We start from the raw sequence: 26,962 nt of genomic DNA on the forward strand, positions 1-26,962 counted from the left end.
CGCAACCCGACCCTTCGCGGAGCGGCTGTGCACCAATGCATGTCCGGAGTACAATGTGACGACAAAATTCGATGACCTGCTGGGACAGTTCCACGCATACCTTGCGTCCGTCGATCACCCCCTGGTGCGCGATGCCGTGGCCCGGATCGGCTGGGAGATGCCGGCCCGCACGCTGGAGCCACGTCCGCTTGCCTGCCTGCGTCATCTCGATCGCTCCGCCGAGCTGGCGCCGCGGGATGCCAAGCCGCTGGTGCAACTGCTTGCCGAGCGTCGGAATGATTTCCGTTGGGGGCAGACCTATGGCGAGGCGGATTTCGGAAAAGAGTTCATCGACAATTACGGCTGGCTGGAGGTGTTCGGCACGCGAGGCCACTTCGCCAATGACGAGGTGGCCGCGGGCCTGCTGATCCTTGGGCCCGATATCGTCTATCCCGACCATCATCACGTTGCCGAGGAAATCTACATTCCGCTGACTGGCGGCACCGAATGGCGCATGGGCGAGAGCGGCTTTTGCATGCGCACGGCCGGTGAGGTCGTCCGCCATGCGTCCAACGTCAATCACGCCATGCGCACCGGCAAAGACCCATTGCTGGCGCTCTACATCTGGCGCGGCGGGCCGCTGGCGCAGAAATCCGACATCACCGGAACCGTGGCGCAGGGCAGGGGCTGATGGCCAAAGCGATCATGCTGCAAGGCACGGGTTCGGATGTCGGCAAGACGGTGCTGGTCGCCGGCCTCTGCCGCGCAGCCAGGAAGCGTGGACTGAAGGTGCGGCCGTTCAAGCCGCAGAACATGTCGAACAACGCCGCCGTCGCCAATATTCCGGGCGACAATGCTGGTGGCGGCGAGATCGGCCGCGCGCAATGGCTGCAGGCGATCGCTTGCGGCGTGGCGCCCTCGGTCCACATGAACCCGGTGCTGCTGAAGCCGCAGACCGATGTCGGCGCGCAAGTCATCGTGCAGGGCAAGGTGTTCGGCGAAGCGCGGGCGCGCGACTACCAGGCGATGAAGGGCCGGCTGATGGATGCCGTTCTGGACTCCTGGGGCAAGGTCGGCGAGGGCGCCGATCTGGTCATCGTCGAGGGCGCCGGCTCGCCGGCCGAGATCAACCTGCGCAGCCGCGACATCGCCAATATGGGCTTTGCCGCGCGCGCCGATGTGCCTGTGGTGCTGGTCGGCGACATCGATCGCGGCGGCGTCATCGCCTCAGTTGCCGGAACGCATCTGATCTTGCCGGAAGAAGACCGGCGCATGATCGTCGGCTACCTCATCAACAAGTTTCGCGGCGACGTTTCCCTGTTCGACGACGGCATCAGGTCGATCGAGAAATTCACGGGCTGGCGCTGTTTTGGCGTCGTTCCGTGGCTGAAGGCGGCGGCACGCCTGCCTTCGGAAGATTCGGTGGTGCTGGAACGGCTGACGTCCGGCGAAGCGCGCGCATTGAAGGTGGCCGTGCCGGTGCTTGGCCGTATCGCCAATTTCGACGATCTCGACCCACTCAAGGCCGAACCGCAGGTCGAGGTGGTGTTCGTGCCGCCGGGAAAGCCGCTGCCCGCCGATGCCGGGCTGGTGGTCATTCCAGGCTCGAAGTCGACGATCGGCGATCTCCTGAAATTCCGCGAGAACGGTTGGGACCGCGACCTTCTTGCCCATCGCAAGCGCGGCGGCCATGTCGTCGGCATCTGCGGCGGCTTCCAGATGCTCGGCCGTATGGTGCGCGACCCAGACGGCATCGAAGGCAGCGTCACCGAGGCCGAAGGGCTCGGCCTGCTCGACGTCGAAACGGTGATGGAACCGGAAAAGACGGTGCGCAATGTCAGTGCCCACTCGGTGCCGTTCGACCTGACGCTCGAAGGCTACGAAATCCATCTCGGCCGCACCACCGGGCCGGATACGCTGCGGCCTTCCGCCGTCATCAACGGTATCGATGACGGTGCTGTGTCGGCCGATGGCAAGGTGATCGGCACCTATATGCATGGCCTGTTTGGCGCCGACGGCTTTCGTGGGAGATTCCTCGAAAGCCTCGGCATCAAGGGCGGTGGCATCGACTACCGCGCCGAGGTCGAGCGGGCGCTGGACGAGGTCGCAGCCGAGTTGGAGACCCATCTCGACTGTGACGCGATCTTTGCGCTGGCTCGGTAATTCGCGACGCAGGCTGGCTCAGGCCTTTTCGCCCGCCTTCGGCCAGTAGGTGCCAAACGACCAGACGTTGCCTTCCGGGTCGCGGCAGATGAACTCGCGGCTGCCATAGTCGCGGTTTGTCAATTCCTGGATGATCGTGGCGCCGGCCTTCCTGGCCTTGGCATAGGCGGCATCGGCATCATCGACGGCAATGTAGATCGACTTGCCGCCGCCTGAGCCGGGTTCGCCGACCATCTTGCCGTAGTCGTCGTCGCGCACCGCGCCCAGCATGATCATCGAGGAGCCGAAGACCAGTTCGGCATGGTGCACGACATCGCCTTCGCCATACCGGGCGCGAACGCTGAAGCCGAAAGCCTCGCCCAGCCAGTCGATCATTTTTGCCGCGTTCTTGTAGCGCAAAGCCGGGTAGAGGCGGGGCGCTTCAGTGGTGGTGGGCACGGGAACTCCTTCAGTCGGGTTGGTCGATGAACCCTGTTTGTGCATGTCGTTGTCCCAAAACCGCTGCGCACTTTTGGGCGACATGCATCACTCTGGTCGAAGGCTGTTCCAGCGTCTTGAAGAAATGTTACCTGACTGAGAGCGCGGTCGGCGTCTCGCCGGCAAGGTCGCGGAACTCGCGCACCAGATGCGCCTGGTCGGCATAGCCACAATCGGCGGCGATGCCAGCCCAGTCGACGGTTTGCTGCCTCGACAGGCCGAGCGCGCGGTTGAAGCGGACGATGCGCGACAGCGTCTTGGGGCCAATGCCGATGGTGTTGGAAAAACTGCCGGCGAGATGTTTGCGGCTCCAGCCCAGCCTTTCGGCGATCGATGCAATGCGGGTCCGGCCGCCGGATGTGATGATGCGGTCATAGGCCCAGGCGATTTCGAGCGGCGTTTCTGGGGCATTCTCGAGACGGGCGGTGACGAAGGCTTCGACCATGTCGAAACGCGTCGTCCAGTCCGGCGCGTTGCCAAGCCGTTCACGCAGCGCCAAGCCTTGCGCGCCCAGCACGTCGTCGAGGACGACCATGCTGTCGGCCAGTTCGCTCATCGGCAGGCGGAAGAAACGGCGTGCGCCAAGCGGCGTGAAGTTGACCTGGACGCAGCAGGCGCCGCCGAAGGATTCGATCACCACCGGTCCGGCATAGAGGCCGGCGGCGAAACTGGCGAAGCGGTCATTGTCGCCGGGCGCCTTGCCGAGGCCGATGGCGAAGGGTTCGGCGAAGCTGATGACCAGGGGTACGGTGAGCGACGCGTATTCGACGTTGCGAAGATGGCCGGCCGCCATTTCGCGATAGCCGCAAATATCTGAGACAATCCCCGCAAGTCGAGGATTGGGCAGGCGCCGGCGCATCTCAAACCGCCCGGCGACGGATCGGTCCTGCTCTTGCCGGGGTTGCATCTCGACTGGCATCGATCATCCTTGCGCCAAGTCAAATCTAGCAGACGCCGAGCCAGAATCAAAAGCGCCCGGCTTTTGGCCGGGCGCTCCTTGTCCCCACTTCAAGGGAAATGGTCAGGCGCCGCGCATCAAGCAGCCGCCGGCAAGCACGATGAAAGCAATAAGAACAATCCACACCGATGCGAGTGGAATGAACGCAAGAACGCCAAGCGCGGCGAGAACGCCGATGATGGCGATAACAACGGAGATAATAAAAACGATCTGGGTAGGTGCGCTAAGATTCATGTGTGGCTCCTCCAACATGATTCGAACAGCGGCATCCTATCAGGGCGCGTGATCACACACCAATCAAGGCCCGCAGCGGGTTCGCGGGGTCGGCCAGCAGCTTCACCGCCAGTGCGAGGCACACGATCACCAGCAGCGGCTTGATCAGTTTTGCGCCGATGCGCATGGCCAGGCTGGCGCCGACTCGGGCGCCGAGGAACTGGGCAACGCCCATCATCAGGCCGATCTTCCAGTAGACGACGCCGAAGGCCGCGAAGACGATGAAGCCGCCGACGTTGGAGGCGAAGTTGAGCAGCTTGGTATGCGCGGTTGCCTTGAGCACGCCGTAGCCGGCAAGTGCCACGAAAGCCAACATGTAGAAGGAGCCTGCACCTGGCCCGAACAGACCATCGTAGAAGCCGATGACGGTCACCAGGATCAGTCCGAACAAGAACGGCGACAGGCGTTCGGCGCGATCGACATCGTTCATGTTGGGCTTGAACGCGAAGTAGAGCGCGATGGCGATCAGCACGATGGGCAGGGCAGCCCGCAGAATGTCACCCGGCACGATCGTCGCCAGCAAGGCGCCGATGGCGCTACCAACAAGGGCCAAAAGCGCCGACGGCAATTGCCGACGCAGGTCGACATGACCCTTCGATGCGTAGTGGATGGTCGCCGAGCCCGAGCCGAACATGCCTTGCAGTTTGTTGGTGGCGAGCGCCTGGACCGGTGTGAAGCCGGCAAGCAGCAGCGCCGGCACCGTGATCAGCCCGCCGCCGCCGGCGATCGAATCGACAAAGCCCGCGGCAAAGGCGGCGAAAGCGAGCATGGCGACGGTCTGGATGCTAAGGTCGATCATCTGATGTATGGACGTGTCCGGCCGGCTGAAATATCGGGCGTTCGACCACGGCCGCCCTGTTTGCGCAAGATCGATTCCGCGCTACCTCTATCCAAGCGCATCGCGCTTGGATTTGTATTTGTGTGTGGTTAAATCGGAAAGAGGCTCCTGATGGCATTCGCATTGCTGGACCAGATACGGCAGATCTTCGACGGCGACCCGGGCGTGCGCAAGGTGGCTGACGATCCGGTTCTGTCGGCGGAACTGCTGATGCTGTTCCGTATGATCCTGGCCGACGGGTCGGTCAGCGAGAGCGAAATGGTTGCCTTCCGGCGCATCTGCAAGGACGCCTTCGGCATTCAGGAAAGCAGCATCGACAGCGTCATCGAATATCTCAACGAGTTCGGTTACGAGACCAACGGCTCGCAGGCCATCGCGCTGTTCCGCGATCTCGACATCGAACGGCGCAAGCAATTGGCCCAGCATATGGCTGACATCGCCAAGGCGGATTCACAACTGGCCGAGAGCGAGGTGCGCCTGCTGCGCCGCACGCTCGACCTGCTCGACATCAGCCCGGTCGATGTGGTGAAGCCGGAGGAGTAGCGCTCTCTGAACGGCCGGTTGCCCGGCGGCTCACCCTTGCTCCTGCATCCGCCGAGCGATCGCCCGGTGCAGATCAGGGGCGGCAGTGACAAGCGCCCTGGCCGCCTCGGACTGCGGGTGATCCAGCACCTCGCTCGTCTTGCCGCGCTCGACGATCTTACCGTCATGCATGACCAGCACCTCGTCCGTTATGGCGCGGGCGACGGTCAGGTCGTGGGTGATGAAGAGATAGGCGATGCCGAGCTTCTGGTTGAGCTCCGCGAACAAATCGAGGATCTGGGCGCGGATCGAGACGTCGAGCGCCGAGACCGGCTCGTCGGCGACGACCAGTTTGGGGCGGGTGATGATGGCGCGGGCGATCGACAGGCGCTGACGCTGGCCGCCGGAAAATTCGTGCGGGTATTTGTCCATGTCGCTGATGCCGAGGCCGACTTCGTGCAGGGCATGCGCCACCATCTCGCGGCGCTCGGCGCGCGTCGGCTTTTTCTCCAGCACATGCAGGGGTTCGGCGACCAGTTTTTCTACCTTCTGGCGCGGGTCGAAGGATCCGTAGGGATCTTGAAAAACGACCTGCATGTCGCGTCGCGCCGGCTTCAGCTCGGCTTCGCTCTTGCCAGTGATAGTCTCGCCACGAAACGAGATCGTGCCCGATGTCGGCCGATCCAGCGCCAGGATCATGCGGGCGAGCGTTGACTTGCCGCAGCCGGAGCGGCCGACCAGCGCCACCGATTGACCCGGGGCCATCGACAGCGAGACGTCGTCGACAGCGCGGATACCAGGCGCGCGCTTGAACAGCGAGGTACGCCGGCCGGGATAGTCGCGGGTCACGCCCTCGACCTGAAGCAAAGGTCGGCCCGTCTCGATGCCGTGCGGCCTGGCGCGCGCCGGCACGTGCATCGAGGCCTGGGCCAGTTGGCGCGTGTAGGGGTGGAGCTGTTCGGACAGCGTGCGTGCCGTGTCTCCGGCCTCCATCACCTCGCCGCGGCGCAGGATGGTGATGCGGTCGGCCATCTCGGTCACCACGGCGAGGTCATGCGAGATCAGAAGCAGGCCCATGCGGCTTTCGGCGACGAGGTCGCGCAGGAGGTCGAGGATCTGTGCCTGCAGCACCACATCGAGCGCCGTCGTCGGTTCGTCGGCGATCAGCAGCTTCGGCTTCAGCGCGCAAGCGATGGCGATGACGACGCGCTGGCGCTGGCCACCCGACAGTTCGTGCGGATAGCGCGACATCGGGAATTTCGCTTCGGGCAGGCCGACGCGGTCGAGCATTTTTCGCGCCCGATCTTCGGCCTCGGCGCGGCTGGCCTTGGTGTGCCAGCGTATGCCTTCGGCAACCTGTTCGCCGATGGTCTTGACCGGATTGAGCGCCGTCATCGGCTCTTGGAACACCATGCCGATGTCGTCGCCGCGCAGCGCGCACATCTGGTCTTCGGTTGCCGCGAGGATGTCGATGCCGTCGAATGTGACGCGTCCGGTGGCGCGCGCGGCATGGGGCAGGAGCTGCATCACCGTCAGCGCGGTCATCGACTTGCCGGAGCCAGATTCGCCGACCAGCCCCATCACCTCACCGGACGCGACGGAAAGCTCCATGCCCTTGAGGATCGGCGTGTCGCCGATGGTCAACGACAGGTTCTCGATGTCGAGCAAACTCATCGCTGCCGCCGCGATTTCGGATCGAGGATGTCGGCGATGCCGTCGCCCAGGAGGTTCAGCCCGAGCACGGCGACGACGATCGCCATGCCGGGAAAGATCGCCATCCATGGCGCCACCACCATGCGGGTCTGCGCGTCGAACAGCATGCGGCCCCAGCTCGGCATTGGCGGCTGGGCGCCCAGGCCCAGATAGGAAAGCCCGGCCTCGGCCAGGATGCCCAGCGCGAACTGGATGGTGCCTTGCACCAGAAGCAGGGTGGCGATGTTGGGCAGCACATGTTCGATGGATATCTGCGTGCTGCTCTTGCCGGCGGCGCGCGCGGCCAGAATGAACTCGCGCGGCCAGATCGCCAGCGCGCCGGCGCGGGCGACACGTGCAAAGACCGGGATGTTGAAGATGCCGATGGCGATGATGGCGTTGATGGCGCCTGGCCCGAAGATGGCGGTGATCATGATCGCCGACAGCAGAGCAGGGAAGGCGAAGACGAGATCGTTCAGTCGCATCAGCGCCTCGTCGACGAGACCGCCGCGTGCCGCGGCAAAGGCGCCGAGCGGCACGCCGACCCCCATGCCGATGCCGACCGCGACGAGTGCCACGGCAATCGAGTTGCGGGCGCCGACCATGACCATCGACAGGATATCGCGGCCGAAATGGTCGGTGCCGAACCAGTGCGCCAGCGAGGGTGCCTGCGTCTTGTCCGATATCACCAGTTTCGTGACGTCGTAGGGCGTCCAGGCATAGGAGACTACCGCCATTGCCAGGATCAGCAAGGTGATGGCGAAACCGGCAACGAAGGCGGTGTTCCTGAATGCCTTGGCCAGGATGCTGCCGAACGTCTCTTCTGACATGTCGATGTGCAGGGTCATTGCCGGCTTCTCAGGCGCGGATCGACGACCGCATAGGAAAGGTCGACGAGGAGGTTGACGGCTATGACGGCCGCGACCAGCAGCATGACGACGCTTTCGACGACGATCAGGTCGCGCTGGGTGATCGCCTGGAACACCAGCCGGCCGAGGCCGGGCAGGTAAAAGACATTCTCGATGATGATGGTGCCGGCAAGCAGGAAGGCGAACTGCAGGCCCAGAATGGTCAGCACCGGAATCATGGCGTTGCGCAGTGCATGCCGCCACAGCACGGCGCGATAGGGTAGGCCTTTGGCGCGGGCGGTGCGGATATAGTCTTCGTTCAGGACCTCGATCAGCGCCGAGCGGGTGACGCGCGCCAGGATCGCGGCTTGCGGCAAGGCAAGCGCGACCGCCGGCAGCAGCAGCGATTTCAAGGCTGGCCAGATGCCGGCACTCCAGCCGGAAAAGCCGCCGGCAGGGACCAGCCGCAGCCAGACGGCGAAGACATAGATCAGCATCAGAGCGAACCAGAAATTGGGCACGGCGACGCCAAGCTGTGCGGCGCCCATGGAAATCGTATCACCGGCCCGCCCACGCCGGCTGGCGGAAAACAGGCCGACGGGAATCGCGATGATGGTGGAGAGCGCAAGCGCAATCAGCGCCAGCGGCAGCGAGACGGCAAGCCGTTCGCGCACCAGGTCGATGACCGGCACCGAATAGGTGTAGGAGCGGCCGAAATCGAGGCTGAGCAGGCCGCCGGCCCAGTGCAGATAGCGCCAAGCCAGTGGCGCGTTGAGGCCCATCTGGTTGCGCAGCAATTCGACCTGATCGGCACTGGCGTTCAGGCCCAGCATCAGCCGCGCCGGGTCGCCGGGCAGGATCTCCAGGACGGCGAACACCACCATCGAAGCCAGCAACAGCGTGGCGAGCGCAATGGCGAGGCGCTTGAGGAGGTAGGCGGTCATGGAAGGTGGGGGACCGCTGTTTTGCCCAGTGCGACGGAATGCAGGTTTCGCCTGTTGTCCAACAGCCTCACTCGCTCCACTTCACCTTGGTCAGGTCATTGGCCTGGATCGGAGCGTTTTCCCAGAGCCCCTGCAGCTTGGCGTCCCAGACGCCGACCTTCGGTAATTCGTAGAGGAAGCCGACCACGGCGTCGTCGGCCAGGATCTTCTGCGCCTGCCCCAGCAATTCCTTGCGCTTGGCTTCGTCGGAGGTGACGCCGAGATCGGCAATCAACTTGTCGAAGGCCGGGTTGTCGTAGTTGAAGTAATAATCCTTACGCGAATAGATATCGATGTCGTTGGGTTCGGTGTGGGAGACGATGGTCAGGTCGTAATCCTTCTTGGTGAACACCTGATCCAGCCACTGTGCCCATTCGACCGGAATGATTTCCAGATCGATGCCGACGTCCCGAAGTTGCGAGGCGATGATTTCGCCGCCCAGCCTGGCATAGCCGGGCGGCGGCAGTTTCAGCGTCGCCTTGAAGCCTTTCTCCAGCCCTGCTTCTTTCAGCAATTCCTTGGCCTTGGCGACATCATGCGGATAGCGGCCGGTGAGATCGACATAGTCCTTGTTGGCCGGTGACATATGCGAGCCGATCGGTTGGCCAAGGCCGGCCGAAGCGCCGTCGATGATCGCCTTGCGGTCGAGTGCGTAGGAGATCGCCTGTCTCACCTGCAGCTTGTCGAAGGGCGGCTTCTTGTTGTTGATCGACAGGATGGTTTCGCCTTCGGTCGAGCCGACCACCACTTTGAAGCGCGGGTCGTCCTTGACCTGCGCGAGACTGTCGGGATCGAAGAAGGGGAAGGCTTGGATGTCCCCGGAAAGCAGCGCCGGCACATAGGCCGCGGCATCGGGCACGATGCGGAATTCGGCCTTGTCGAGGGACGCCGGCGTACCCCAGTAAGTGTCCGATTTGACCAGCGTGATCGACGATCCCTTGGCCCAGCTCTGGAATTTGAACGGGCCGGTGCCAACAGGCTTTTCCTTGTTGGTCTCGGCCGATTCAGGCGCGACGATCACCGCGTCGCCCCAGCCCATATTGTAAAGGAAGGAGCCCTGCGGGTTTTTCAGCGTAACCTTGACCGTTGCGGGGTCGACCACGTCGACTGCGTCGATGGCCGCGAAAAGGCCCTTTTGCGCATTGACCGAATTGTCGGCGCGGGCGCGGTCCAGCGAGAATTTCACGTCGCTGGCATCGAAGTCGGTACCGTCGTGGAATTTCACGCCGGTGTGCAGCTTGAAAGTATAGACCTTGCCGTCATCGGAAATGGTCCAGCTTTCGGCCAGGTCCGGCAGCACCTCGCCATTCGGCCCGATGCGTGTCAGCCCCTCGAACACATTGGCGTAGAGAACCTCGTCGATCGCCGCGGCGGCACCGGCGGTTGGGTCGAGATGTGGGGGTTCGAGCGGAATGCCGATGACCAGGTCGGTTCGCGCGGCAAACACGGAGGTGCCGGCGGCCAGTGACAGCGCTGCAGCGGCCAGGATGGTTTTCCACAATCTCATCGTGCAACTCCCCATGCGTTTCAGACAGGTGCTCAAACCCGGGCGATAGAAGCGTGATTTTGCCACGGAGTAAATTGCGTTTCGTTCTGCCCGTTGGCGTGGCCGGGAATGTTTTTGTCCTGGCGGCCTCATCGACAGGTCGAAGCTTGTCGCGATGCGCGCCTTATCCCGTGGCTGTGCCGCGCAGCAGCACGTTGAGCCCGATCGCCATCACCTTGGCCGATTCCACCATGTCCGATATCCCGACCCATTCGTCCGGCCGGTGGGCAAGGTCGAGAATGCCAGGGCCATAGGCGATGCAATCATAGATATGGCCGATGCGGGCAATGTGCTTCTGGTCGTAGGTGCCCGGCGAAATGACGTAGTCGGGTTCGCGGTCGAAGATCGCCATGATGCCTTGCGCAACCGCCTTGACCACCGGCGCGTCGCGCTCGGTCATCAGCGGCAGCACTTCCATCAGGTCGCGGATTTCATAGTCGAATTTTGTCCGCTCGCGCTTCAACCGGTCGAGAATGCCGATGACTTCGCCTTTGACGGTGTCGAGATCTTCCTCGAGCAGGAAGCGGCGGTCGATGGTCAGCCGGCAGGAATCGGGCACGTTGGGCGAGGGCAAGCCGGGCCGGAAGTCCTCGGTCTGGCCGCCATGGATCGAATTGATGTTCATGGTCGAGCGTTTTGCTCCTTCGGGCACGACCGGCATGCGCGTCATCTTGCGGTCGAGCGCGGGGAACAGCTCGTCCTCGAATGCCCTGAGCACTGCACCCATATGGCGCACCGCATTGTCACCGAGAAACGGCATCGAGCCATGCGCGATCTCGCCCTTGGTCTCGATCTCCGCCCACCAGACGCCACGATGACCGAGGCAGATGCGGTCCTTGTTCAGCGGCTCGGGAATGATGACGTGGTCGACCCTGGGTTTTGAGAAATAACCGAGCCTTGCCAGATGGGCGACGCCGCCGAAGCCGCCGGACTCCTCGTCGACGGTGCCGGATATTTCGATGGCGCCGGGAAAGTCGGGGAAGACCTGCAGGAAGGCTTCGGCGGCGATGATCGAGGCGGCAAGGCCGCCTTTCATATCACAGGCACCGCGGCCATAGACCTTGCCGTCCCTGACGATGCCGGCAAAGGGATCGACGGTCCAGCCGTCACCGGCTTCGACCACGTCGATATGCGAGTTGAAGTGGACGCAGGCGCCGGGCGACCTGCCGTTGAAACGGGCAACGACATTGACGCGCGGGTAGCGGTCGGTGTCGCCGGGGGTGCCTTCGGCGCGGATGAATTCGGTCTCGAAACCGCTCTTCTTCAGCCGCGCGCCGAGATATTCGGCGCATGGCCGGTAGGCCTCGCCGGGTGGATTGATGGTCGGAAAACGGATCAGCTCGGCGGTCAGCGCGACGACCTCGTCGCGCCTGTCATCGATTGCCTGGAGGAGTCGCTCGTTCATGCACGGAGTTGAGCAGCGATATCAGCGATTTTGCAAGCCCACCGGTGATCAAGCCCGTGCGGCGTGTCGTTGCGGCAACTATCGCGGGAAATCGTTCAAATTCGCTGCTTTGGATTGGCGAATTGGTCAAGGAGTGTGTGTTACCTCATTCACCTGCCATTAAAAAGATGAAAAACAACGTGATGGCAGGCAAGTAAGGGGCAATCAAAGGGGTTTGATCGCATGAAAAAGACAGTTCTCATGGCGGCGGTGTTTGTCGCGATGCTGTTCGGTGCTTCGGGGCAGGGCTGGGCAGCCAGCCTCGTTGCAAACATAGACGTGTCGTCGCAGACGATGACGGTCAGATATGGCCTGTCGGTTTACCGGTGGAGTGTCTCCACCGCGCGTTCCGGCTATTTCACGCCGCGCGGTACCTATCGGCCGCAGCGCACGGCCCGGATGTGGTATTCGCGCAAATATCATATGTCGCCGATGCCCTATTCCGTGTTCTTCCATGGCGGCTATGCCATCCACGGAACCGGCGCCGTCAGGCAGCTCGGGCGCCCGGCGTCGCATGGTTGCGTGCGGCTGCACACGGCCAATGCCGCAACCTTCTATTCGATGGTGCGGGAAGTGGGGTTCGGCAACACGCGGATTGTCGTCACCAACTGAAGCGGTTCAGGTTCGCCGATGCCGTTTTCATTCGCTGGCGCAGGACCAACGTCCTCGCCAGCGGCTAGCCCGGAGTATTTGCGACTGGCGCCTTTGCCTGATGGGGCCGCTTTCTCCGCCCACCGCCGATCTCCCATCTTTTGTGAAACCACATCCACTGGCCGGGATCTTCGCGTACCCAGCGTTCGACCACGTCGTTGAGACACTGGGTGGTAGCGTGGACATCGACGCTGCCGTCAGTGGTGCGCGGCAATGTCAACTTGTCCTCGATCTCGAGCCGGAAGCGATTGCCTGGCAGCCTGACGCAGCGCGCCGGGTAAACGTCGCAGTCATAGTGACGGGCAAGGGTGGCCAGCACCCGATTGCTCTGGCAGGGCCGGCCGAAGAATGTCGTATCCAGTCCATTGGAGAATTTCTGGTCGACAAGGATGCCGATGTTGCCGCCATTTTCAAGCACTCCTGCCAGCGCGAATGAAGCGCCGGCCATCGACGGCAGCAATGAACCCATGGTCGAGCGGCGCGTCGACAGGATGTAGTCGGCGAGATAGGGATTGTTGGGCGGGCGAAACAGCGCCGTGATGTTCATGCCGAAGGTCGCCGCCGCCACCGGCAAGAGTTCGAAATTGCCGAGATGGCCGGTGAAGACGATATGCGGCTTCCGTTCGCCCGCGATCTCGACGAAATGCTCTATCCCCTTGACCTCGACGCGGCCGGGCTTGCTGGCCGCGGGATCGTAGTCGAACAGGGCGTCGAGAAAGATGTATTCGGCGGCAAGGCGGGCCATGTTGCCCCACATGTCGGAGGCGATCACCTGGATTTCGGCCTCGCCCTTTTCCGGATAGGCCTTGCGCAGATTGTCGACAGCGACCTGATGGCGTCCCACCCAGGGGCCAACGCGGCGTGCGACGCGGTCGGCAAAGTTCAGCGCACTGTCGGCCGGCAGCAGACGCAGGACCGAGATGATCATCATAGCCGCGCGCGCCACCAGCCAGTAGTTCAACTGGCGCAGCTGCCTGCCGTAGCGAAATTTGAGATCCCGGCGGAACTTCTTGAACACAGAGGTCAAGGCTCTAGCCGACGCGCAGGATGATCTTGCCAAACACGTCGCGGCCTTCCATGCGCTTCAGCGCGGCATCGATACCGTCGAAGTCGACTTCGGTGTCGATGACCGGGGCGACCTGTCCCGCCGCCATTTTCTGCATGGCGTTGGCCATGTTCTCCATGCGGCAGCCGAAGGAGCCGAGCAGCTTCAATTGCTGCTGGAACAACTGCATCAGGTTGATCTGCGTCGACACGCCGGAAGTCGAACCGCAGGTCACCAGGCGGCCGCCACGCTTCAGGCACAGCATGGAAGCGGCAAAAGTGTCGGCGCCGACATGTTCGAACACGACGTCGACGCCCTTCTTCTTGGTCAGCTTGCGCACGACGCCCTCGAAACGGTCGTCGCGATAGTTGATGACATGGTCGGCGCCGAGCGCCTTGGCCTTGTCGATCTTGTCGTTCGAGCCGACCGTGGTGATGATGGTGCAGCCCATTCGCTTGGCCAGCTGGATGGCCGCCGAGCCGATGCCGGATCCGCCGGCATGGATGAGAATGGTCTCGCCGGGCTGCAGCCTGGCGTTGTCGAACAGCATATGCTCGACCGTGCCGAAGGTAACGGGCGCCACCGCCGCACCGATGTCGGTCACGCCGGGCGGGGCAGGAACCAGCAGGCGGGCCGGCAGGTTGATCTTTTCCTGCGCGAAGCCGTCGAGATGGAAGCCGTGAACGCCCGAAACATGTTCGCAGAGATTGTCGCGGCCTTCGCGGCAGGCGCGGCAAAGGCCGCAGGTGCGCGCGCCGTAGATCGACACCAATTGTCCGGGCAGCAGGCTGGAAACGCCGGGGCCGACCGCCTCGACCTCGCCGGAGGCTTCGGCGCCGACGACCAGCGGCAGCTTGCGCTTGGCGAAGGCCATGCCGCGCCAGCCCCAGACGTCGATGTGGTTCAGCGCCACCGCCTTGATGCGCAGCGTGACTTCGCCGAGTGCTGGCGGTGGGGGAGGCGGCAGGTCCACCGTCTCAAGACGGCGGTCCTCGATAAGTTGCAATGCGCGCATGGGGCCTGTCGGTTCAGTCTGGCTGAAAAAGGTCGCTTAGACCGGTTCCCGCGCCATGACAAGGCAAGTGTTCTGGCCGCCGAAACCGAAGGAGTTCGACAAAACGGTGCGAACCTCGGCATTACGCTTCTTGTTCGGCACCACGTCGAGCACGATCGCGGGGTCGGGATTGTCATAGTTGATGGTCGGTGGAATGACGCTTTCGCGCATCGTCATCAGCGAGAACGCCGCCTCGACCGCGCCTGCCGCCGACAGCGTGTGGCCAATCATCGACTTGTTCGACGAAACCGGCATCGAGCCGATCCGTTCGCCGAACACGGTCGACAGCGCCAGATGTTCCATCTTGTCGTTCTCCGGAGTCGACGTGCCGTGGGCGTTGACATAGTCGATCTCGTCTTCACTCAGGCCGGCATCGGCGAGGGCGGCGCGAACCGCGGCGATGGCCGGCGAAGCGTCCGGCTTCGAGCGGGTGCGGTGGAAGTCGTCGGCCTTCTCGCCGCAACCGCCCAGGACGCCGAGAATAGTCGCGCCGCGAGCCAATGCCGCTTCAAGCGATTCCAACACCAGCGCCCCGGATCCCTCAGCCAACACGAAGCCGTCGCGATCCCTGGAGAAGGGCTTCGATGCCTTTTCGGGAATGTCGTTGTGCGTGGAGAGCGCCGAAAGCAATGAGAAACGGATCAATGCCTCGGCGGTGGCAGAGCCGTCCGCGCCGATCGATAGTGCCCGGTCGCATTCGCCGCGTCGGATCGCCTCGACACCGAGCTGGATCGCGGTGGCACCTGAAGCACAAGCCGTCGACAGCGTGATCGGCAGACCGCGTGTGCCAAGACGGTCGGCAAGGCGGTCGGCGATCGAACCGAACTGGGTGGTCTCGAAAATATCCAGCTCTTTCAAGCTACGCGCGACCCGAAGCAGTCTTTCGGCGGCGGTGTCATCCTTGTCCTTGTCAGAATTGTAGAGCGAGAAGCGCTCGGCCCAGTCGAGTTCGACCGGCGGCGATGCGAGGAAGAGCGGTCCGCCGAAATTGCTGGAATCAAGACCGGCTTCGGTCACCGCTTCGAAGCCCGCAAGCTCGGCCAGCTCATAGGTGAGTGGGCTGGCACCTTTCGAACTCGACGGCAGGAAATCGACCATGCCGGAGATGCGGGTGTTCAGTTGATCGATGGGAAAGCGGGTGATCGGGTGAATACCCGACTTGCCCGAGGTCAGCGCCGCCCAATTGTCGGCCTTGCCCACGCCAAGCGAGGTGACAACGCCGATGCCGGTGACGGCGACGATCGGCCTGCCCATGTGATCGTTCAGATTGGCCATCCGGTAGCCCTCGACCTTTTATCGTTGCAACATGGACCGTGCAGCGTCGCCTTAGGCGGCGTTGACCAGCGCCATGCCTTCGAATTGGTGATAGCCGATCGCCGTTGCAAGGACGGCTGCGGGAACGCCTTCGAACGGCGTCTCGGCTGCGGCATCAAAAACAGGGTAGGCGGCCTTGCGGTCGACGGCGAGTGCCGCCAGCGCCACGGCGAAGGGAAACTGCGCTTCCTTCATGTGTCCGGTCAGCGTCGAGAAGCCGCGCGCGGCGATTGCCGGATTGGCATCGAGTGCGGCTTTTTCGGCTGATGTTGCAGTGTGGGCACCCGATGCGCCCGACAGGGCCAGCAATTTGCCGTTCGGCGATGCAACCTGCTTGAGCAGTGCGGCGATCTCGGCGTCGAGTTCTCCCCGTGGCCGCCTGGCGCGGCCGGAGACGACCGGCCCAAGCTCGGCATAGATTTTCCGACCCCGGTCTGTCGCGTGTTCGCGTTGCTCTAGCACCAGGAAGGCGCCGCCGGATCCGGTCACAACGCCGCCGCCCTCGGTGCCCTGTCTTTGCCAGACCGGCTTCCACGGACCGCGATGCAAATAGCCGGCAAGCTCATAACCGAGCAGCATGTCGGAATGTTCGGTCTGGAAGGCACCGCCGACCAGGATGTGCGTCGACTGGCCCGAGCGGATGCGCGCGGCGGCCGTCTCGACGGCGGCGACGCCGGCACCTTCCTCGCCCATGAAGGTTCTGGACGAGCCGGTGACCTTGTGGACGATGGAGATGTTGCCGGCGAGCAGGTTGGACAACTGGGCCAGGAACAGTGTCGGCCGCAATTCGGTGGTCAATTTCTCGTTGAGCAGCACATCGCGGTCATTGCGGCTTTCCGAAGCGGCGAGAATGGCGGCATCGACCGCCTCGTCGCGCTCGCCGCCGCCTGCGGCCACAACCATGTCCATGGTCGCGCAGAGTTCGTCATTGCCCTTGATGCCGGCGTCGTCCAGTGCAAGGCCGGCAGCATAGGTGCCGAGCCTCTGCCAGGTTTCCATCTGGCGCTGATCGCCGCGCTTGGCGATCTGCAGGTTCCAGTCGATCTCAGGCAGAGGATGGACGGTATAGGGTGCAAAGCGCGCCGCTTCGAGCACCGGCTGCAGGCCCGGCTGCGCGAGCTTCTGCCAATGGGCGTCCGGACCTTCCCCCAGAGAGGAGACAAGGCCGATACCAGTGATGACGACGTCGCGGGGGCTGCTCATGGGCGGCTTTGTGGGTCAGGCGGCAGAGCGCGTCAAGATCGTGCGCTCAACTGACGTCAGGCGGTCTTGGCGGCGACCAGTGCGTCGATCTTGGCGCACAGGTTCTTCATGACAAAGTAATCGTCGGTCGAAGCCTTGCCGTCATTGACCTCCTGGGTCCACTTTTCCAGCGGTACCTTGATGCCGAATTCCTTGTCGATGGCGAAGACGATGTCGAGGAAGTCGAGGCTGTCGATGCCGAGATCGTCGATCGTGTGGCTCTCTGGTGTGATGGTGTCGATATCGATCTCGCTGGTGTCGGCAATGATCTTGGCGACTTTGTCGAACGTGGTGGACAAGGGCTTTTCCTTCGGTTGCGGGCGGAATCTGTCCGCATCTTGTTTGGGCGCTGTCTAATCGGTTTTTCCCGGCAGGAAAAGGCCTGATACGCCGGGCGCAGATGGGTAGGGTGCCTAGGAAACGCAAGAAGGGCCGCCTGACAAGCCGGCGGCCCTTCCCGTTGACGTAGCGTCAGTCTAGCTTTCGCGCAGCTTGACGATGTCGTTCAGCAGCCCGCCCGTTCCGTTGTGGACGGTCAGCCGCTCGACCTTGCCGGCGATGGTTTCCAGAGCCTCGAGCTCCTTCAACCGCAGCATCACCGGGTTTTCCGCCATCACCCTGGCCGTGTTGAGGAGGGAACGCGTGGCGTTCGTCTCTTCGCGGCGGCGGATGATGTTGGCCTCGGCCTGCTTTTCGGCCGACACCACCTGGTTGAGGATCTCACGCATCTCGCCCGGCAGGATGACATCCTTGAGGGCGATATCGCTGACCTCCACTCCGATCTCGGCCATGTCGGCGCGGACCTTGGCCGCCGCTTCCTCGTCGATCGTCACCTTCTTTTCGAGGATCTGATCGAGTGTCAGCGCGCCAAGCGTCTTGCGGAAGGCATACTGCAGGGCGCGGTAGAGGGCTTCGGAGAAGTCCTTCACCATGCTCACCGCCTTGACCGGATCGACGACCCGGTATTCGGCGGCGATGTTGACGCGGATCGTTACACGATCCTTGGTCAGCACTTCCTGCCCGGCAACGTCGAGCGACTGGCGCTTGAGGTCGACGACCTTGATCTGCACCATGCGTCCGACGTTCCAGAAGCCATGCACGCCCGCCGTCAGCGTCCTGACCAGGACACCGTCGATGAAGAGCAGTCCGGCCTGACCATCGACGACCGGATGGACGGACATCAATTCCGCCTTCCGGGCCTGGCCGAGCCGGCGCATGACCGCCGCATCGATGGCGAGATCGACTGATGTGTCGATCTGCGTCACCTTCCACGGACCGGCATCCGTCCACAGCACCAGCTTGCGATCCGGCGCCAGCACGGCATGCAAATTGCCGTCACGCTCGATGACGGCGACATCCGTGCGCCCGGTGCGAACGACGGTGAAATGACGCGCGGCCACATCCGGGAGCTTGTCGAACAACGCCTTCTCGTATGCCGAAACGAATTCCGGGTTCTTCAGATCGTGCCGGGACACTTCGAGGCTGCCACGCCGGTTGGCGAGCCAATGCTCGCCCGGCAACAGGACAGCCTTGATCTCCCCCTTGTAGAGGGTGAGGGCACGTTCGTTTTCCCTTACGAGGACGCGCTCGCGTCCAAGAACCTGATCGAGAATGGTCATTGTCTTACTCCTGTCGGGCATGGCCCCATGCGAGGCGTCACGTCATGCGTCGATCTTCCTTTTCGTTTCTCGTTTCACATCGTCGTCTTGCATCATGGTCCGGGCACGAATGATCCGGGGACTGGTGGCATCAATCCGTGGCGGGCCTGCGGGAGCGGATCGCGGGGCAGTGAAGCGGGCGCCGGAGGCCGAAGCTTCCTTTGCCGGCGACGCTGCGCCTTGATCGTCACCGCGGGCCTGGCCGCGAGCCGATGGCGAAAGACACTCAGGCTGGTCCGCGCCCGAGGGCTTGGGCCATCCGTCCAGTCTTTCGCATTCCAGTCCCCGGACCGTTTTTCAGATAACACCGTGGCAGGGTGCTGGCTTATCAGGCCAATGGAGAAGGATTTGAACCTTCGACAGTCAGATTCTCGATCTGATGCTCTACCCAACTGAGCTATCCGTGGTGCAGATGAAGGGAATTGAACCCCCGACCTCCGGATCCAAATCCGGCGCTCTCCCACTGAGCTACATCCGCGATCCCAATCCCCAAAGCGGCGCCGTATACAGGGCGGCAATGCCGCCTGCACGGGCGGAGACGAAAGCTCCAACCGTTGTGCTCACTTCGGTTTTCGTGACCGGGAGCGCGCCTATAGACCCTGCGACGGGTTGTCGCAAGCGGCATTGTCATGGCGGATTTGCGGCTTCTTTCAATGGTGGCATTTCGGCAACACCGCTTCCGGCGTCAGCGATCGCGCGTAGCGCGCTCAGAAGGTGACGCGGCCGAGCACGCGCAGGCCATCGCCCTGTGGCTCCACGACGACGGCCTCGCCTTCGCGCGGCGAGATGCCGGTCAGTGCCACGATGTCTTCCAGATGGGTGACCATGACCAGATTGTCGGAGCCGGAATAGGCTCGGATCTCCTTCATGATCGCGGCGATCTGCGCGGCCTTCTGTGTTTCGTCGCCCTTCAAGAGGTCCAGCGGCGCAAAGAGCTTCGGCTCGGCCTCGAAGGCGATGCGGGCGGTGTCGAGGCAGCGGCAATAGCGGCTGGACAGCACGCGCTCGATCGGTGCCGCCCTAGCGGCAAACAGAGCGCCGATCTTGCTCGCCTGCTGCTTGCCGCGCGCCGACAGGTTGATCTGGGTGGCACAGCTGTCGATGTCGAAATTGGCCGGGTCGGTGGTGCCGGTGACCATGGCATGGCGCAGCAGCACGACATGCCCGCCATCGCGTAGCAGCGCCCAGCCTGCATCCGTGGCGTGCGCCGCGCCGGGAACAACAAGCAGGAACAACGCCAAGGCAAATCGAATCATCCGCTATCCTTCTCCGGTTCCCGGCAATGGGTTCCGGTGACGAGACATATAGGGACGGTAAAGCCGGCCGAAAGACAAGGTACGGTCGGCGGGAAGCGTAGACCTACTTCTTCGCTATCTGCTTCTTCACCAGATCGATCTTCTGGTCGGTGAGCGGGATGGGGATCGTGTAGCCGGCTTCCGTAAAGCCCTGCTTGGCGTTCTCGAAGAATTCGATCGCCTTTTGATATTCGGCCTTGCCGCCGCCATAGCTGCCGCGGTTCCAGTGGATGTCGCCTAGATTGTTCTGCGCGAGGGCCCATTGCATGGGCAGGCTTTCCCTGGTGAATACCTTCAGCGTCGCCGTGAAGGCGGCCTCGGCGTCACCGAGATATTTGTCGGTGCGTTCGAGATTGCCGAGGTTGAGCAGGCTCATGCCGATACCGTTCTGGGCGTTGGCCCAGTCGACCGGTGCCGCGTCGACGGTGAGCACCTCGAGGGCCGCCCGGCGGGCCGCGATGGACTCCAGCAAGGTCTTGGGGTCAGCATTGCTCATGCTCAGCCAGTGCAACGTCGAGCCGAGGCCGGCCTGGGCCAGCGCCCATTGGCGCGGGTTCGTCTCGCGTTTGTACTCGCGCAACGCATCGCGGTAGGCGGCAATGGCCTCACCGTAATGTTCCGGCTTATCGGTCACGCCGCCCAGAAGCTGCAGCGTGTTGCCGAGATTGTAGTGGCTCATTGCCCAGTCCTGCGGGAATTTCCGTCTGACATAGACCTGCCGGGCGGCCTGGAACGCCGCGGCCGATTGCTCCAGCTTGGCCGCGTCGCGGGTGCGCTGGCCAAGCGTCTGGTAGATCGAACCGAGATTGTTCTGCGCCGACGCCCAGTCCATCGGGAAACGCTGCCGGGTAAACACGGTCAGCGCATCGTCATAGGCCGTCGCGGCCTCTTCGAGCGCGCCGGTGCCCATATCGAAGCGGGCGACACCGCTCAGCGCGTTGCCGAGGTTGAGCCGGCTGGTTGCCCACGAGACCGGGAAGGTTTCACGAGTTCGCACCTCGAGCGCGGCACGGAACGCATCGGCCGCCTCGTTGATCTTCGCCTTGTCGTTGAGCTGAATGCCGAGCGACACCAGCGTGTTGCCGAGATTGTTCTCGACCATCGCCCATTCCACCGGCGCCTTTTCGCGCGTGTATTCCTCAAGTGCCAGACGGTAGGCCGCCTCGGCTTGCGTCAGATGTTCGCCGGCGGCTTCGCGCTCGGACAACGCATAGAGCGCCAGGCCGAGATTGTTCTGCGAAGCGGCCCAGTCGAGCGGCACTTTTTCACGCGGGCGCTTCTCCAACGTCGCGCGCATTGCCACCACCGCCTCGTTCAGGCGCTTCGGGTCGCTCTCGCGTTCGCCGATCTTCAACAGCACATTGGCCAGATTGTTCTGCGCGGCGGCCCAGTTGAGATCGTCTTTCTCGCGCTCGAACACGACAAGGGAGGCGCGAAAGATCTGTGCTGCCTCCTCGAGGCGTGCGGTCTCCGTCTCGCGCTCGCCGATGGTCTGCAGCACCACCGCCATGTTGTTGCGGGTGATCGCCCAGTCGCGATTCTGTTCGCCATTGGGGATGAAGTTCAGGATGGTGCGATAGGCATCGATGGAGCGCTGCAGCGCATCAAGGTCGCCGGTGGCGTAGCCGTAGGCGTTCAGCGCCTCGGCTTCCTGGTTCTTGTAGTTCCAGCGCAGCTTGTCGTCCCATTTTTCGGCCAGTGAAAACGCCTTGGCGTAGTCGCCGGCGGCGGATTTGTAGTCGAACACCAGCCCCGAGGCATCGGCGCGTCTGGCATAGATCGCGGCGTCGGCAAGACGCTTCTGCTTGACGAGATCCTCGGCCTCATCGACCGCGTCGTTGGTCTGCTCGACCCGGCCGACCGCGTCATCGAGGAACTTCCGCGCCGTCACGATGGCGCCCTGGCGGATCGCCTTGTCGGCGGAGGCGACCAGGCGTTTGATCTCCGGATCGTCGGTGCGCAGCGCGGCACGTTCGGACATCATTTTCTTCAGGCGCTCGGCCTGGGCGTCGAGCACCTTTTGCAGGTCGGACGGATCCTCCGGCATTTTTTCCGTGCCGAGCGCCTTCAGCACGCCATAGAGCGCATCGAGCGGCACGCCTTCCTGCAGCGAGGCCAGTTCCACCTGCGCCCGTTTCGGGTCGGGCAGGTCGGAAATCGTCAGCAGCAGCTGGCGCCGCTCGCCGGTGATCAGCCCGTCATCGCCGGTCGGCTCCGCTGGTGCAACGCCGAAATAAAGCAGCCGGCGCAGGCTTTCATTGACCCAGGGGCGCTGCCTTGCCTTGGTGTCGAGATAGACCTCCTCGGTCACCATGCGCATGACCGAGCCGAATTCGGTGCCCTTCATCGCCGCGAGGTGGCGCAGCAGGGCGGACGCGTAAGGGCTATTTTCGCCAGCGGCGCCATCGAGCGCCGGGCGACCCGGTTCGGCGGCAAAGCCGACCACCGTACCCAGGCTCGCGTCAGCCGCCGGCGCATTGCCGAGCGCCCTGGCGCCGCGCACCGGTTCCAGCCCGCCGGCACCAATCGGCGAGGCGGAAGCGGTCGGTGCGCGTCGCACCACGGCGTCCTGCGGGAACGGATTGGTGCGGCAGGCGTCGAGCAGCACGATCGTCACAGGCACAGTCTTTTTCAACGCGTCCATGATGGCGGAAATCGGCACCAAAGCCGCGTCGGCATCCCTCAGTGACGACACGTCGGCATCGACCGGAACCAGATAGTTCTCGCCGCCGGCCTCGATGCCGTGACCGGAATAATAGATGAAGGCGACATCGGCGCCTTCGGCATCTTCCGTGAACCGCTCCAGGTCGCGCTTCAGCTTGGTGGCGTCGCGATCGGTGACGCTGCGCGCGTCGAAGCCGAGGTCGGTCAGCATCTTGGCCATGTCGCGGGCGTCGTTGGCGGGGTTGGGGAGGGCGGCGATGTGCTCGTATTTCGACTGGCCGATGATCAGCGCCACACCCTTGAGGCTTTTCGTCTCGGCACCTGCAAGCGCGGTCGCGGCAAGACAAAGCAGTGCGGCGACGAAAGCCGTCAGCCACGCCTGCCGCAAAAGATTACGCTTCGTGGTTTCGACAAAGGCCATTTGTCGTTGATGTCCGCCCTGATGATCCAAGCCCTCTATAATGCTGCCAGCCTACCATGATCAAATTCGGGCATGATCAAATTCGGGCGCGATTGCGCCGCGGCCGTGGCTCGCCTATCACGGGAAACTCGCCTGTCACGGTAAAAATGTCTCCGCTCACCGAAACGGTCCTTTTCGTCTTCAGCCTTGTCGCGCTCGGCTATCTCGCCGGGTTCACCGGCTATTTGAAGCCGGAGAGCGGCGAGGGGATATCCAACTTCGCGGTCTCGGTGGCGATGCCGCTGCTGCTGTTCCAGACCATGGTGAATGCCGATTTCCACGGCGTGGCACCTTGGCCGCTGTGGGGCGCCTATTTCGCGGCCGCAACCATCACCTGGGCCGCCGGCCATCTCGTCACCACGCGGATATTCGGGCGGGATGCACGCGCCGGTGTCGTCGGTGGCGTATCTTCGGCCTATTCCAATGTCGTGCTGCTCGGCGCTCCCTTCATCCTTGGCATATTCGGCCCGAGCGGCTTCGAAGTGCTGTCACTGCTGGTCTCCGTGCATCTGCCGATCATGATGATGGCCTCGATCGTCCTGTTCGAGATGTTCGGCCGCAGCGGCGGCGAGCCCATGCACCCCTTGCGCATGATCCGCAGCTTCCTGAGGCGGCTGTTCATCAATCCGCTGATCATCGGCATTCTGGCGGGGCTGGCATGGCGCCTCAGCGGCGTACCGCTGCCCGACCTTGTCAAGCGGCTGGTCGATGCGCTGGCCGATACGGCCGGCCCGGTGGCGCTGTTTGCCATGGGCCTCAGCCTGCGCCGCTTCGGTATCTCCGGCAATGTCCGGCCGGCGTTGGCGCTTTCGGTGCTGAAGCTGTTCCTGATGCCGGCGCTGGTTCTCGCCTTTGTCTGGCTGCTCGGCCTGCCGCCCTTGACGGCCAAGGTCGCGGTGGTGGTGGCGGCGCTGCCGTCCGGCATCAATTCCTATCTCATCGCCGTGCAGTTCAACACCGGCCAGGCGCTGGCGTCGAACCAGATGACCATCGCCACGGCCTGCGCCGCCGTCACCACCGCCTTTTGGCTGGCGGTGGTGCTTCACGTTTTCTGATGGGGCATGTCGATATTCAGATGATTCCGGCCCGCGATCGGCGCGTCATAGTTCGGCCTGCTCTCGCCTCGGGCTGGTCCAACCCCTATATGCCATCTTGCGATTGCTTGCGGGCCTTGCCCTAGGTAAAGAGCAGAGGCTCCGGCGTGCCGGCTTCAGTCCATGGCGCACGCTCACCGAAGACTTCACAGACCGGCCCGTCAGCGCGCCGAACGGAGGATAGACCATGCTTCAGAAAACCAGCCATTTCATGCGGCAGGCCAATCTCATCAATGGCGAATGGGTGCAGGCCGACAGCGGCCAGACGGTCGACGTCAACAACCCGGCCACCGGTCTCAAGATCGGCACCGTGCCGAAGTCGGGCAAGGCCGAGACCCGCCGCGCCATCGAAGCTGCCGCCGCCGCCTTCAAGTCGTGGCGCAAGACCACCGCGCTCGAGCGCTCGAAGCTGCTGCGCAAGCTGCACGACGCGATGATGGACAATCAGGACGTGCTGGCCGAACTGCTAACCATCGAGCAAGGCAAGTCGCTGTTCGAATCGAAGGGCGAGATCGGCTCTGCCGCGGCCTACATCCTGTGGTTCGCCGAGGAAGGCCGCCGCACCTATGGCGACGTCGTGCCGTCGCCATGGGCAGACCGCCGCATCCTGGTGACCAAGGAGCCGGTCGGCGTCATCGCCGCCATCACGCCGTGGAATTTCCCATCCTCGATGCTGGCCCGCAAGCTCGGCCCGGCGCTCGCCGCCGGCTGCACAGCGGTCGTCAAGCCTGCGTCGCAGACGCCATATTCGGGTCTGGCCTGGGGCGCGCTCGCCGAGGAAGTCGGCTTCCCCAAGGGCGTCGTCAACATCCTGACCGGTTCGGCCAGCGAGATCGGCGACGAGATCTGCGCCAATCCGCTGGTGTCGAAGATCACCTTCACCGGATCGACCGAGGTCGGCAAGCTTCTCATCCAGAAGTCGTCGGTCACCGTCAAGAAGGTGTCGATGGAACTCGGCGGCAACGCGCCGTTCATCGTCTTCGACGACGCCGACCTCGAGCGTGCGGTCGCCGGTGCGATCACCGCCAAGTACCGCAATTCCGGCCAGACCTGCGTCTGCACCAACCGCTTCCTTGTCCAGGCTGGTGTCTATGACAAGTTCGTCGAGAAGCTCGCTGCCGCCAGCAATGGGCTGAAGGTCGGGTCCGGCCTCGAGGACGGCGTGCAGCAGGGACCGCTGATCGACGAGAAGGCGGTCGAGAAGGTCGAGGAGCTGATCGCCGACGCCACTTCCAAGGGCGGCAAGATCGTCGCCGGCGGCAAGCGCCATGCGCTCGGCGGTTCGTTCTTCCAGCCGACGGTCATCGCCAACGCGACGCCGAAGATGCGCTTCATGAAGGAAGAGATCTTTGGCCCGGTCGCACCGGTGTTCAAGTTCGAGACCGAAGAGGAAGCCGTCGCACTCGCCAACGACACCGAATTCGGCCTCGCCTGCTATTTCTACACCGGCGATCTCGGCCGCGCCTTCCGCGTCATGGAAGGGCTGAAATACGGCATGGTCGGCGTCAATGAAGGCCTCATCACCACGCCGGAGGCGCCGTTCGGCGGCGTCAAGGAATCGGGTCTCGGCAAGGAAGGCGGACATCAGGGCATCGAGGATTATCTCGACACCAAATATGTCTGCATCGGTGGCCTCGGCCTCTGATAGGCTATCCCTGAGATGGGGAGGCCAATGGCTTGCCCATCTCGGAAGGAAAACCAGCCGAAGTCCTCAGGATCAACTGGCATTTACGGGCATGGCGATGAAGGACGGCGAGGTTTTCGGCACGACACAGGCAGGCGAGCCGGTGCGTCGCTTCACGATCAGGGGTGGCGGCATCACCGCCAACGTCATCGGTCTGGGCGCAATCATCCAGGACCTGCGCCTGACCGGGCATGATGCGCCGCTCGTGCTCGGCTACGACAGTCTGCAAGCCTACGAGACGGATACGGGCTTCTTCGGAGCGGTCGTCGGTCGCTATGCCAACCGCATCCGCGACGGCCGCTTTACTATTGGCGGCAACCGCTACCAGACCGAGCAAAACTTCCTCGATAAGCATACGCTGCATGGCGGCTCGCAAGGTTACTCCCACCGGCCGTGGACGGTTTCCTTGCATGGCAGGGATTTCGTCACGCTGACCCTGCACGATCCCGACGGCACGATGGGTTTTCCCGGCGCGCTCGACGTCACCTGTACCTACCGGCTGAAGATCCCCGGCACGCTCAGCGTCGAGCTGACCGCCACCTGTGAGGAGCCGACGCTGTGCAATCTCACCCAGCATTCCTATTTCAACCTGGATGATGGCGGTGCCGGCGACATTCTCGACCACAGGATGATGCTGAACGCCGGCGCCTACCTGCCGGTCGATGGCGACATGATCCCGACCGGGGTGGTCAAGCCGGTTGACGGCACGCCGTTCGATTTCCGCCAGGCGCGGCCGCTGCGCATGGAGACCGAGGGCGAACAGCTGCCTTACGACCAGAATTTCTGCCTTGCGTCGACACGCGGGCCGCTCAAGCAGGCGGCATGGACGCAAGGCGCCAGTTCCGGTGTCGAGATGGAGGTCTGGACCACCGAGCCCGGCGTCCAGCTCTATACCGGCCAGTATGTGACGCCGCGCACCGGGCTGGAAGGGCGGAACTACAAGGCCTTTTGCGGTTTCTGCCTCGAGCCGCAGGTGTGGCCGGATGCGCCGAACCGGCCCTATTTCCCGCAGGCAACGCTGTGGCCGGGCGCGATCTACCACCACGTCACGGAATACAGATTTCGGCTACCCTAGTTT

At 63.3% G+C, this 26,962-nt stretch carries 25 protein-coding genes and 2 tRNA genes; 8 read left to right on the forward strand and 19 right to left on the reverse strand.

The window, feature by feature from the left end; translation table 11 throughout:
* The first annotated feature begins 55 nt into the window (after positions 1-55).
* Both C8D77_RS24010 and C8D77_RS24015 read left to right on the forward strand, forming a co-directional pair.
* Complete coding sequence (locus C8D77_RS24010) at positions 56-670, forward strand: dimethylsulfonioproprionate lyase family protein (protein WP_109668666.1); 615 nt, start codon at positions 56-58, stop codon at positions 668-670.
* Positions 670-2,142 carry a cobyric acid synthase gene (locus C8D77_RS24015; protein WP_109668668.1) on the forward strand — a complete coding sequence of 491 codons (1,473 nt, stop codon included), beginning with the start codon at positions 670-672 and terminating at the stop codon, positions 2,140-2,142. The genes C8D77_RS24010 and C8D77_RS24015 overlap by 1 nt, the downstream gene beginning before the upstream one ends.
* A gap of 18 nt (positions 2,143-2,160) precedes the next feature.
* Here the strand turns inward: C8D77_RS24015 and C8D77_RS24020 are convergent, their stop codons facing one another.
* From C8D77_RS24020 to C8D77_RS24035, 4 genes are all read right to left on the reverse strand, one after another.
* Positions 2,161-2,580, reverse strand: a complete 420-nt coding sequence (locus C8D77_RS24020; protein ID WP_109668940.1) for a VOC family protein — start codon at positions 2,578-2,580, stop codon at positions 2,161-2,163.
* A 127-nt stretch (positions 2,581-2,707) separates the two neighbouring features.
* Complete coding sequence (locus C8D77_RS24025; protein WP_109668670.1) at positions 2,708-3,538, reverse strand: helix-turn-helix domain-containing protein; 831 nt, start codon at positions 3,536-3,538, stop codon at positions 2,708-2,710.
* A gap of 102 nt (positions 3,539-3,640) precedes the next feature.
* A complete protein-coding gene (locus C8D77_RS24030) occupies positions 3,641-3,811 on the reverse strand; it encodes a hypothetical protein (RefSeq protein WP_023812274.1) in 171 nt (56 codons plus the stop codon).
* A gap of 52 nt (positions 3,812-3,863) precedes the next feature.
* The gene (locus C8D77_RS24035; RefSeq protein ID WP_109668672.1) at positions 3,864-4,649 is read right to left on the reverse strand and encodes a TSUP family transporter; all 786 of its coding nucleotides are present in this window, start codon (positions 4,647-4,649) and stop codon (positions 3,864-3,866) included.
* Positions 4,650-4,799: 150 nt separating this feature from the next.
* Here C8D77_RS24035 and C8D77_RS24040 point away from each other — a divergent pair, with 150 nt between their 5' ends.
* Positions 4,800-5,231: a TerB family tellurite resistance protein gene (locus tag C8D77_RS24040; protein WP_109668674.1), complete on the forward strand. Its 432-nt coding sequence runs from the start codon at positions 4,800-4,802 to the stop codon at positions 5,229-5,231.
* 30 nt (positions 5,232-5,261) lie between these two features.
* Here C8D77_RS24040 and C8D77_RS24045 read toward each other — a convergent pair whose 3' ends face one another.
* The 5 genes from C8D77_RS24045 to C8D77_RS24065 all read right to left on the reverse strand — a co-directional run bounded on the left by C8D77_RS24045 (position 5,262) and on the right by C8D77_RS24065 (position 11,684).
* Positions 5,262-6,884 carry an ABC transporter ATP-binding protein gene (locus C8D77_RS24045; RefSeq protein WP_109668676.1) on the reverse strand — a complete coding sequence of 541 codons (1,623 nt, stop codon included), beginning with the start codon at positions 6,882-6,884 and terminating at the stop codon, positions 5,262-5,264.
* Entirely contained in the window at positions 6,881-7,750 is an 870-nt protein-coding gene (locus tag C8D77_RS24050) for an ABC transporter permease (RefSeq protein ID WP_109668678.1), read from the reverse strand. The genes C8D77_RS24045 and C8D77_RS24050 overlap by 4 nt, the downstream gene beginning before the upstream one ends.
* Positions 7,747-8,694, reverse strand: a complete 948-nt coding sequence (locus C8D77_RS24055; protein WP_109668680.1) for an ABC transporter permease — start codon at positions 8,692-8,694, stop codon at positions 7,747-7,749. The genes C8D77_RS24050 and C8D77_RS24055 overlap by 4 nt, the downstream gene beginning before the upstream one ends.
* 67 nt (positions 8,695-8,761) lie before the next feature.
* Positions 8,762-10,240 (reverse strand): ABC transporter substrate-binding protein, encoded by a 1,479-nt coding sequence (locus C8D77_RS24060; protein ID WP_109668683.1) that lies wholly within the window; start codon positions 10,238-10,240, stop codon positions 8,762-8,764.
* Between the two features lie 163 nt (positions 10,241-10,403).
* Positions 10,404-11,684, reverse strand: coding sequence for an acetylornithine deacetylase/succinyl-diaminopimelate desuccinylase family protein (locus C8D77_RS24065; protein WP_109668685.1), 1,281 nt, complete (start codon positions 11,682-11,684; stop codon positions 10,404-10,406).
* A gap of 8 nt (positions 11,685-11,692) precedes the next feature.
* On the opposite strand from C8D77_RS24065, the gene C8D77_RS37295 reads away from it, so the two are divergent.
* The gene (locus C8D77_RS37295; RefSeq protein ID WP_146211800.1) at positions 11,693-11,881 is read left to right on the forward strand and encodes a hypothetical protein; all 189 of its coding nucleotides are present in this window, start codon (positions 11,693-11,695) and stop codon (positions 11,879-11,881) included.
* A 25-nt stretch (positions 11,882-11,906) separates the two neighbouring features.
* Entirely contained in the window at positions 11,907-12,335 is a 429-nt protein-coding gene (locus C8D77_RS24070) for a L,D-transpeptidase (protein ID WP_109668687.1), read from the forward strand.
* Positions 12,336-12,399: 64 nt separating this feature from the next.
* Here C8D77_RS24070 and C8D77_RS24075 read toward each other — a convergent pair whose 3' ends face one another.
* The 10 genes from C8D77_RS24075 to C8D77_RS24120 all read right to left on the reverse strand — a co-directional run bounded on the left by C8D77_RS24075 (position 12,400) and on the right by C8D77_RS24120 (position 23,067).
* Complete coding sequence (locus C8D77_RS24075) at positions 12,400-13,392, reverse strand: lipid A biosynthesis lauroyl acyltransferase (RefSeq protein ID WP_170136813.1); 993 nt, start codon at positions 13,390-13,392, stop codon at positions 12,400-12,402.
* A 13-nt stretch (positions 13,393-13,405) separates the two neighbouring features.
* On the reverse strand, positions 13,406-14,434 hold the full coding sequence (locus tag C8D77_RS24080; RefSeq protein ID WP_027039032.1) for a zinc-binding dehydrogenase: 1,029 nt from the start codon (positions 14,432-14,434) through the stop codon (positions 13,406-13,408).
* Positions 14,435-14,470: 36 nt separating this feature from the next.
* Entirely contained in the window at positions 14,471-15,748 is a 1,278-nt protein-coding gene (locus tag C8D77_RS24085) for a beta-ketoacyl-ACP synthase (protein ID WP_109668691.1), read from the reverse strand.
* 51 nt (positions 15,749-15,799) lie between these two features.
* Positions 15,800-16,990 (reverse strand): beta-ketoacyl-ACP synthase, encoded by a 1,191-nt coding sequence (locus C8D77_RS24090; RefSeq protein ID WP_109668693.1) that lies wholly within the window; start codon positions 16,988-16,990, stop codon positions 15,800-15,802.
* Between the two features lie 56 nt (positions 16,991-17,046).
* Positions 17,047-17,328 (reverse strand): acyl carrier protein, encoded by a 282-nt coding sequence (locus C8D77_RS24095; RefSeq protein WP_010909964.1) that lies wholly within the window; start codon positions 17,326-17,328, stop codon positions 17,047-17,049.
* 177 nt (positions 17,329-17,505) lie between these two features.
* Positions 17,506-18,648, reverse strand: a complete 1,143-nt coding sequence (locus tag C8D77_RS24100) for a slipin family protein (RefSeq protein ID WP_170136806.1) — start codon at positions 18,646-18,648, stop codon at positions 17,506-17,508.
* Positions 18,649-19,020: 372 nt separating this feature from the next.
* Positions 19,021-19,089 (reverse strand) — tRNA-Leu (locus C8D77_RS24105).
* A 2-nt stretch (positions 19,090-19,091) separates the two neighbouring features.
* A tRNA-OTHER gene (locus C8D77_RS24110) sits at positions 19,092-19,165 on the reverse strand.
* Positions 19,166-19,394: 229 nt separating this feature from the next.
* Entirely contained in the window at positions 19,395-19,943 is a 549-nt protein-coding gene (locus C8D77_RS24115; RefSeq protein ID WP_109668695.1) for a histidine phosphatase family protein, read from the reverse strand.
* A 103-nt stretch (positions 19,944-20,046) separates the two neighbouring features.
* A complete protein-coding gene (locus C8D77_RS24120; protein ID WP_109668697.1) occupies positions 20,047-23,067 on the reverse strand; it encodes a caspase family protein in 3,021 nt (1,006 codons plus the stop codon).
* A gap of 146 nt (positions 23,068-23,213) precedes the next feature.
* Between C8D77_RS24120 and C8D77_RS24125 the strand changes: the two genes are divergently transcribed.
* From C8D77_RS24125 to C8D77_RS24135, 3 genes are all read left to right on the forward strand, one after another.
* Entirely contained in the window at positions 23,214-24,161 is a 948-nt protein-coding gene (locus C8D77_RS24125) for an AEC family transporter (RefSeq protein WP_109668699.1), read from the forward strand.
* Positions 24,162-24,387: 226 nt separating this feature from the next.
* The gene (locus C8D77_RS24130; protein ID WP_109668700.1) at positions 24,388-25,845 is read left to right on the forward strand and encodes an NAD-dependent succinate-semialdehyde dehydrogenase; all 1,458 of its coding nucleotides are present in this window, start codon (positions 24,388-24,390) and stop codon (positions 25,843-25,845) included.
* A 91-nt stretch (positions 25,846-25,936) separates the two neighbouring features.
* Positions 25,937-26,959 (forward strand): aldose epimerase family protein, encoded by a 1,023-nt coding sequence (locus tag C8D77_RS24135; protein WP_109668702.1) that lies wholly within the window; start codon positions 25,937-25,939, stop codon positions 26,957-26,959.
* The last annotated feature ends 3 nt before the right edge of the window (positions 26,960-26,962 follow it).

It is taken from the genome of Mesorhizobium loti (genome assembly GCF_003148495.1).
In the GTDB taxonomy this organism is placed as follows: Bacteria; Pseudomonadota; Alphaproteobacteria; order Rhizobiales; family Rhizobiaceae; genus Mesorhizobium; species Mesorhizobium loti.

Excerpts from the sequence above, each read along its gene's own strand:
- C8D77_RS24090 (WP_109668693.1), bottom strand. The coding sequence starts at position 16,990 with ATGAGCAGCCCCCGCGACGTCGTCATCACTGGTATCGGCCTTGTCTCC.
- C8D77_RS24115 (WP_109668695.1), bottom strand. The coding sequence starts at position 19,943 with ATGATTCGATTTGCCTTGGCGTTGTTCCTGCTTGTTGTTCCCGGCGCG.
- C8D77_RS24065 (WP_109668685.1), bottom strand. The coding sequence starts at position 11,684 with ATGAACGAGCGACTCCTCCAGGCAATCGATGACAGGCGCGACGAGGTC.
- C8D77_RS24055 (WP_109668680.1), bottom strand. The coding sequence starts at position 8,694 with ATGACCGCCTACCTCCTCAAGCGCCTCGCCATTGCGCTCGCCACGCTG.
- C8D77_RS24035 (WP_109668672.1), bottom strand. The coding sequence starts at position 4,649 with ATGATCGACCTTAGCATCCAGACCGTCGCCATGCTCGCTTTCGCCGCC.
- C8D77_RS24045 (WP_109668676.1), bottom strand. The coding sequence starts at position 6,884 with ATGAGTTTGCTCGACATCGAGAACCTGTCGTTGACCATCGGCGACACG.
- C8D77_RS24135 (WP_109668702.1), top strand. The coding sequence starts at position 25,937 with ATGGCGATGAAGGACGGCGAGGTTTTCGGCACGACACAGGCAGGCGAG.
- C8D77_RS24100 (WP_170136806.1), bottom strand. The coding sequence starts at position 18,648 with ATGACCATTCTCGATCAGGTTCTTGGACGCGAGCGCGTCCTCGTAAGG.
- C8D77_RS24070 (WP_109668687.1), top strand. The coding sequence starts at position 11,907 with ATGAAAAAGACAGTTCTCATGGCGGCGGTGTTTGTCGCGATGCTGTTC.
- C8D77_RS24025 (WP_109668670.1), bottom strand. The coding sequence starts at position 3,538 with ATGCCAGTCGAGATGCAACCCCGGCAAGAGCAGGACCGATCCGTCGCC.
- C8D77_RS24120 (WP_109668697.1), bottom strand. The coding sequence starts at position 23,067 with ATGGCCTTTGTCGAAACCACGAAGCGTAATCTTTTGCGGCAGGCGTGG.
- C8D77_RS24130 (WP_109668700.1), top strand. The coding sequence starts at position 24,388 with ATGCTTCAGAAAACCAGCCATTTCATGCGGCAGGCCAATCTCATCAAT.
- C8D77_RS24080 (WP_027039032.1), bottom strand. The coding sequence starts at position 14,434 with ATGCGCGCATTGCAACTTATCGAGGACCGCCGTCTTGAGACGGTGGAC.
- C8D77_RS24125 (WP_109668699.1), top strand. The coding sequence starts at position 23,214 with ATGTCTCCGCTCACCGAAACGGTCCTTTTCGTCTTCAGCCTTGTCGCG.
- C8D77_RS24060 (WP_109668683.1), bottom strand. The coding sequence starts at position 10,240 with ATGAGATTGTGGAAAACCATCCTGGCCGCTGCAGCGCTGTCACTGGCC.
- C8D77_RS24015 (WP_109668668.1), top strand. The coding sequence starts at position 670 with ATGGCCAAAGCGATCATGCTGCAAGGCACGGGTTCGGATGTCGGCAAG.
- C8D77_RS24085 (WP_109668691.1), bottom strand. The coding sequence starts at position 15,748 with ATGGCCAATCTGAACGATCACATGGGCAGGCCGATCGTCGCCGTCACC.
- C8D77_RS24050 (WP_109668678.1), bottom strand. The coding sequence starts at position 7,750 with ATGACCCTGCACATCGACATGTCAGAAGAGACGTTCGGCAGCATCCTG.
- C8D77_RS24040 (WP_109668674.1), top strand. The coding sequence starts at position 4,800 with ATGGCATTCGCATTGCTGGACCAGATACGGCAGATCTTCGACGGCGAC.
- C8D77_RS24030 (WP_023812274.1), bottom strand. The coding sequence starts at position 3,811 with ATGAATCTTAGCGCACCTACCCAGATCGTTTTTATTATCTCCGTTGTT.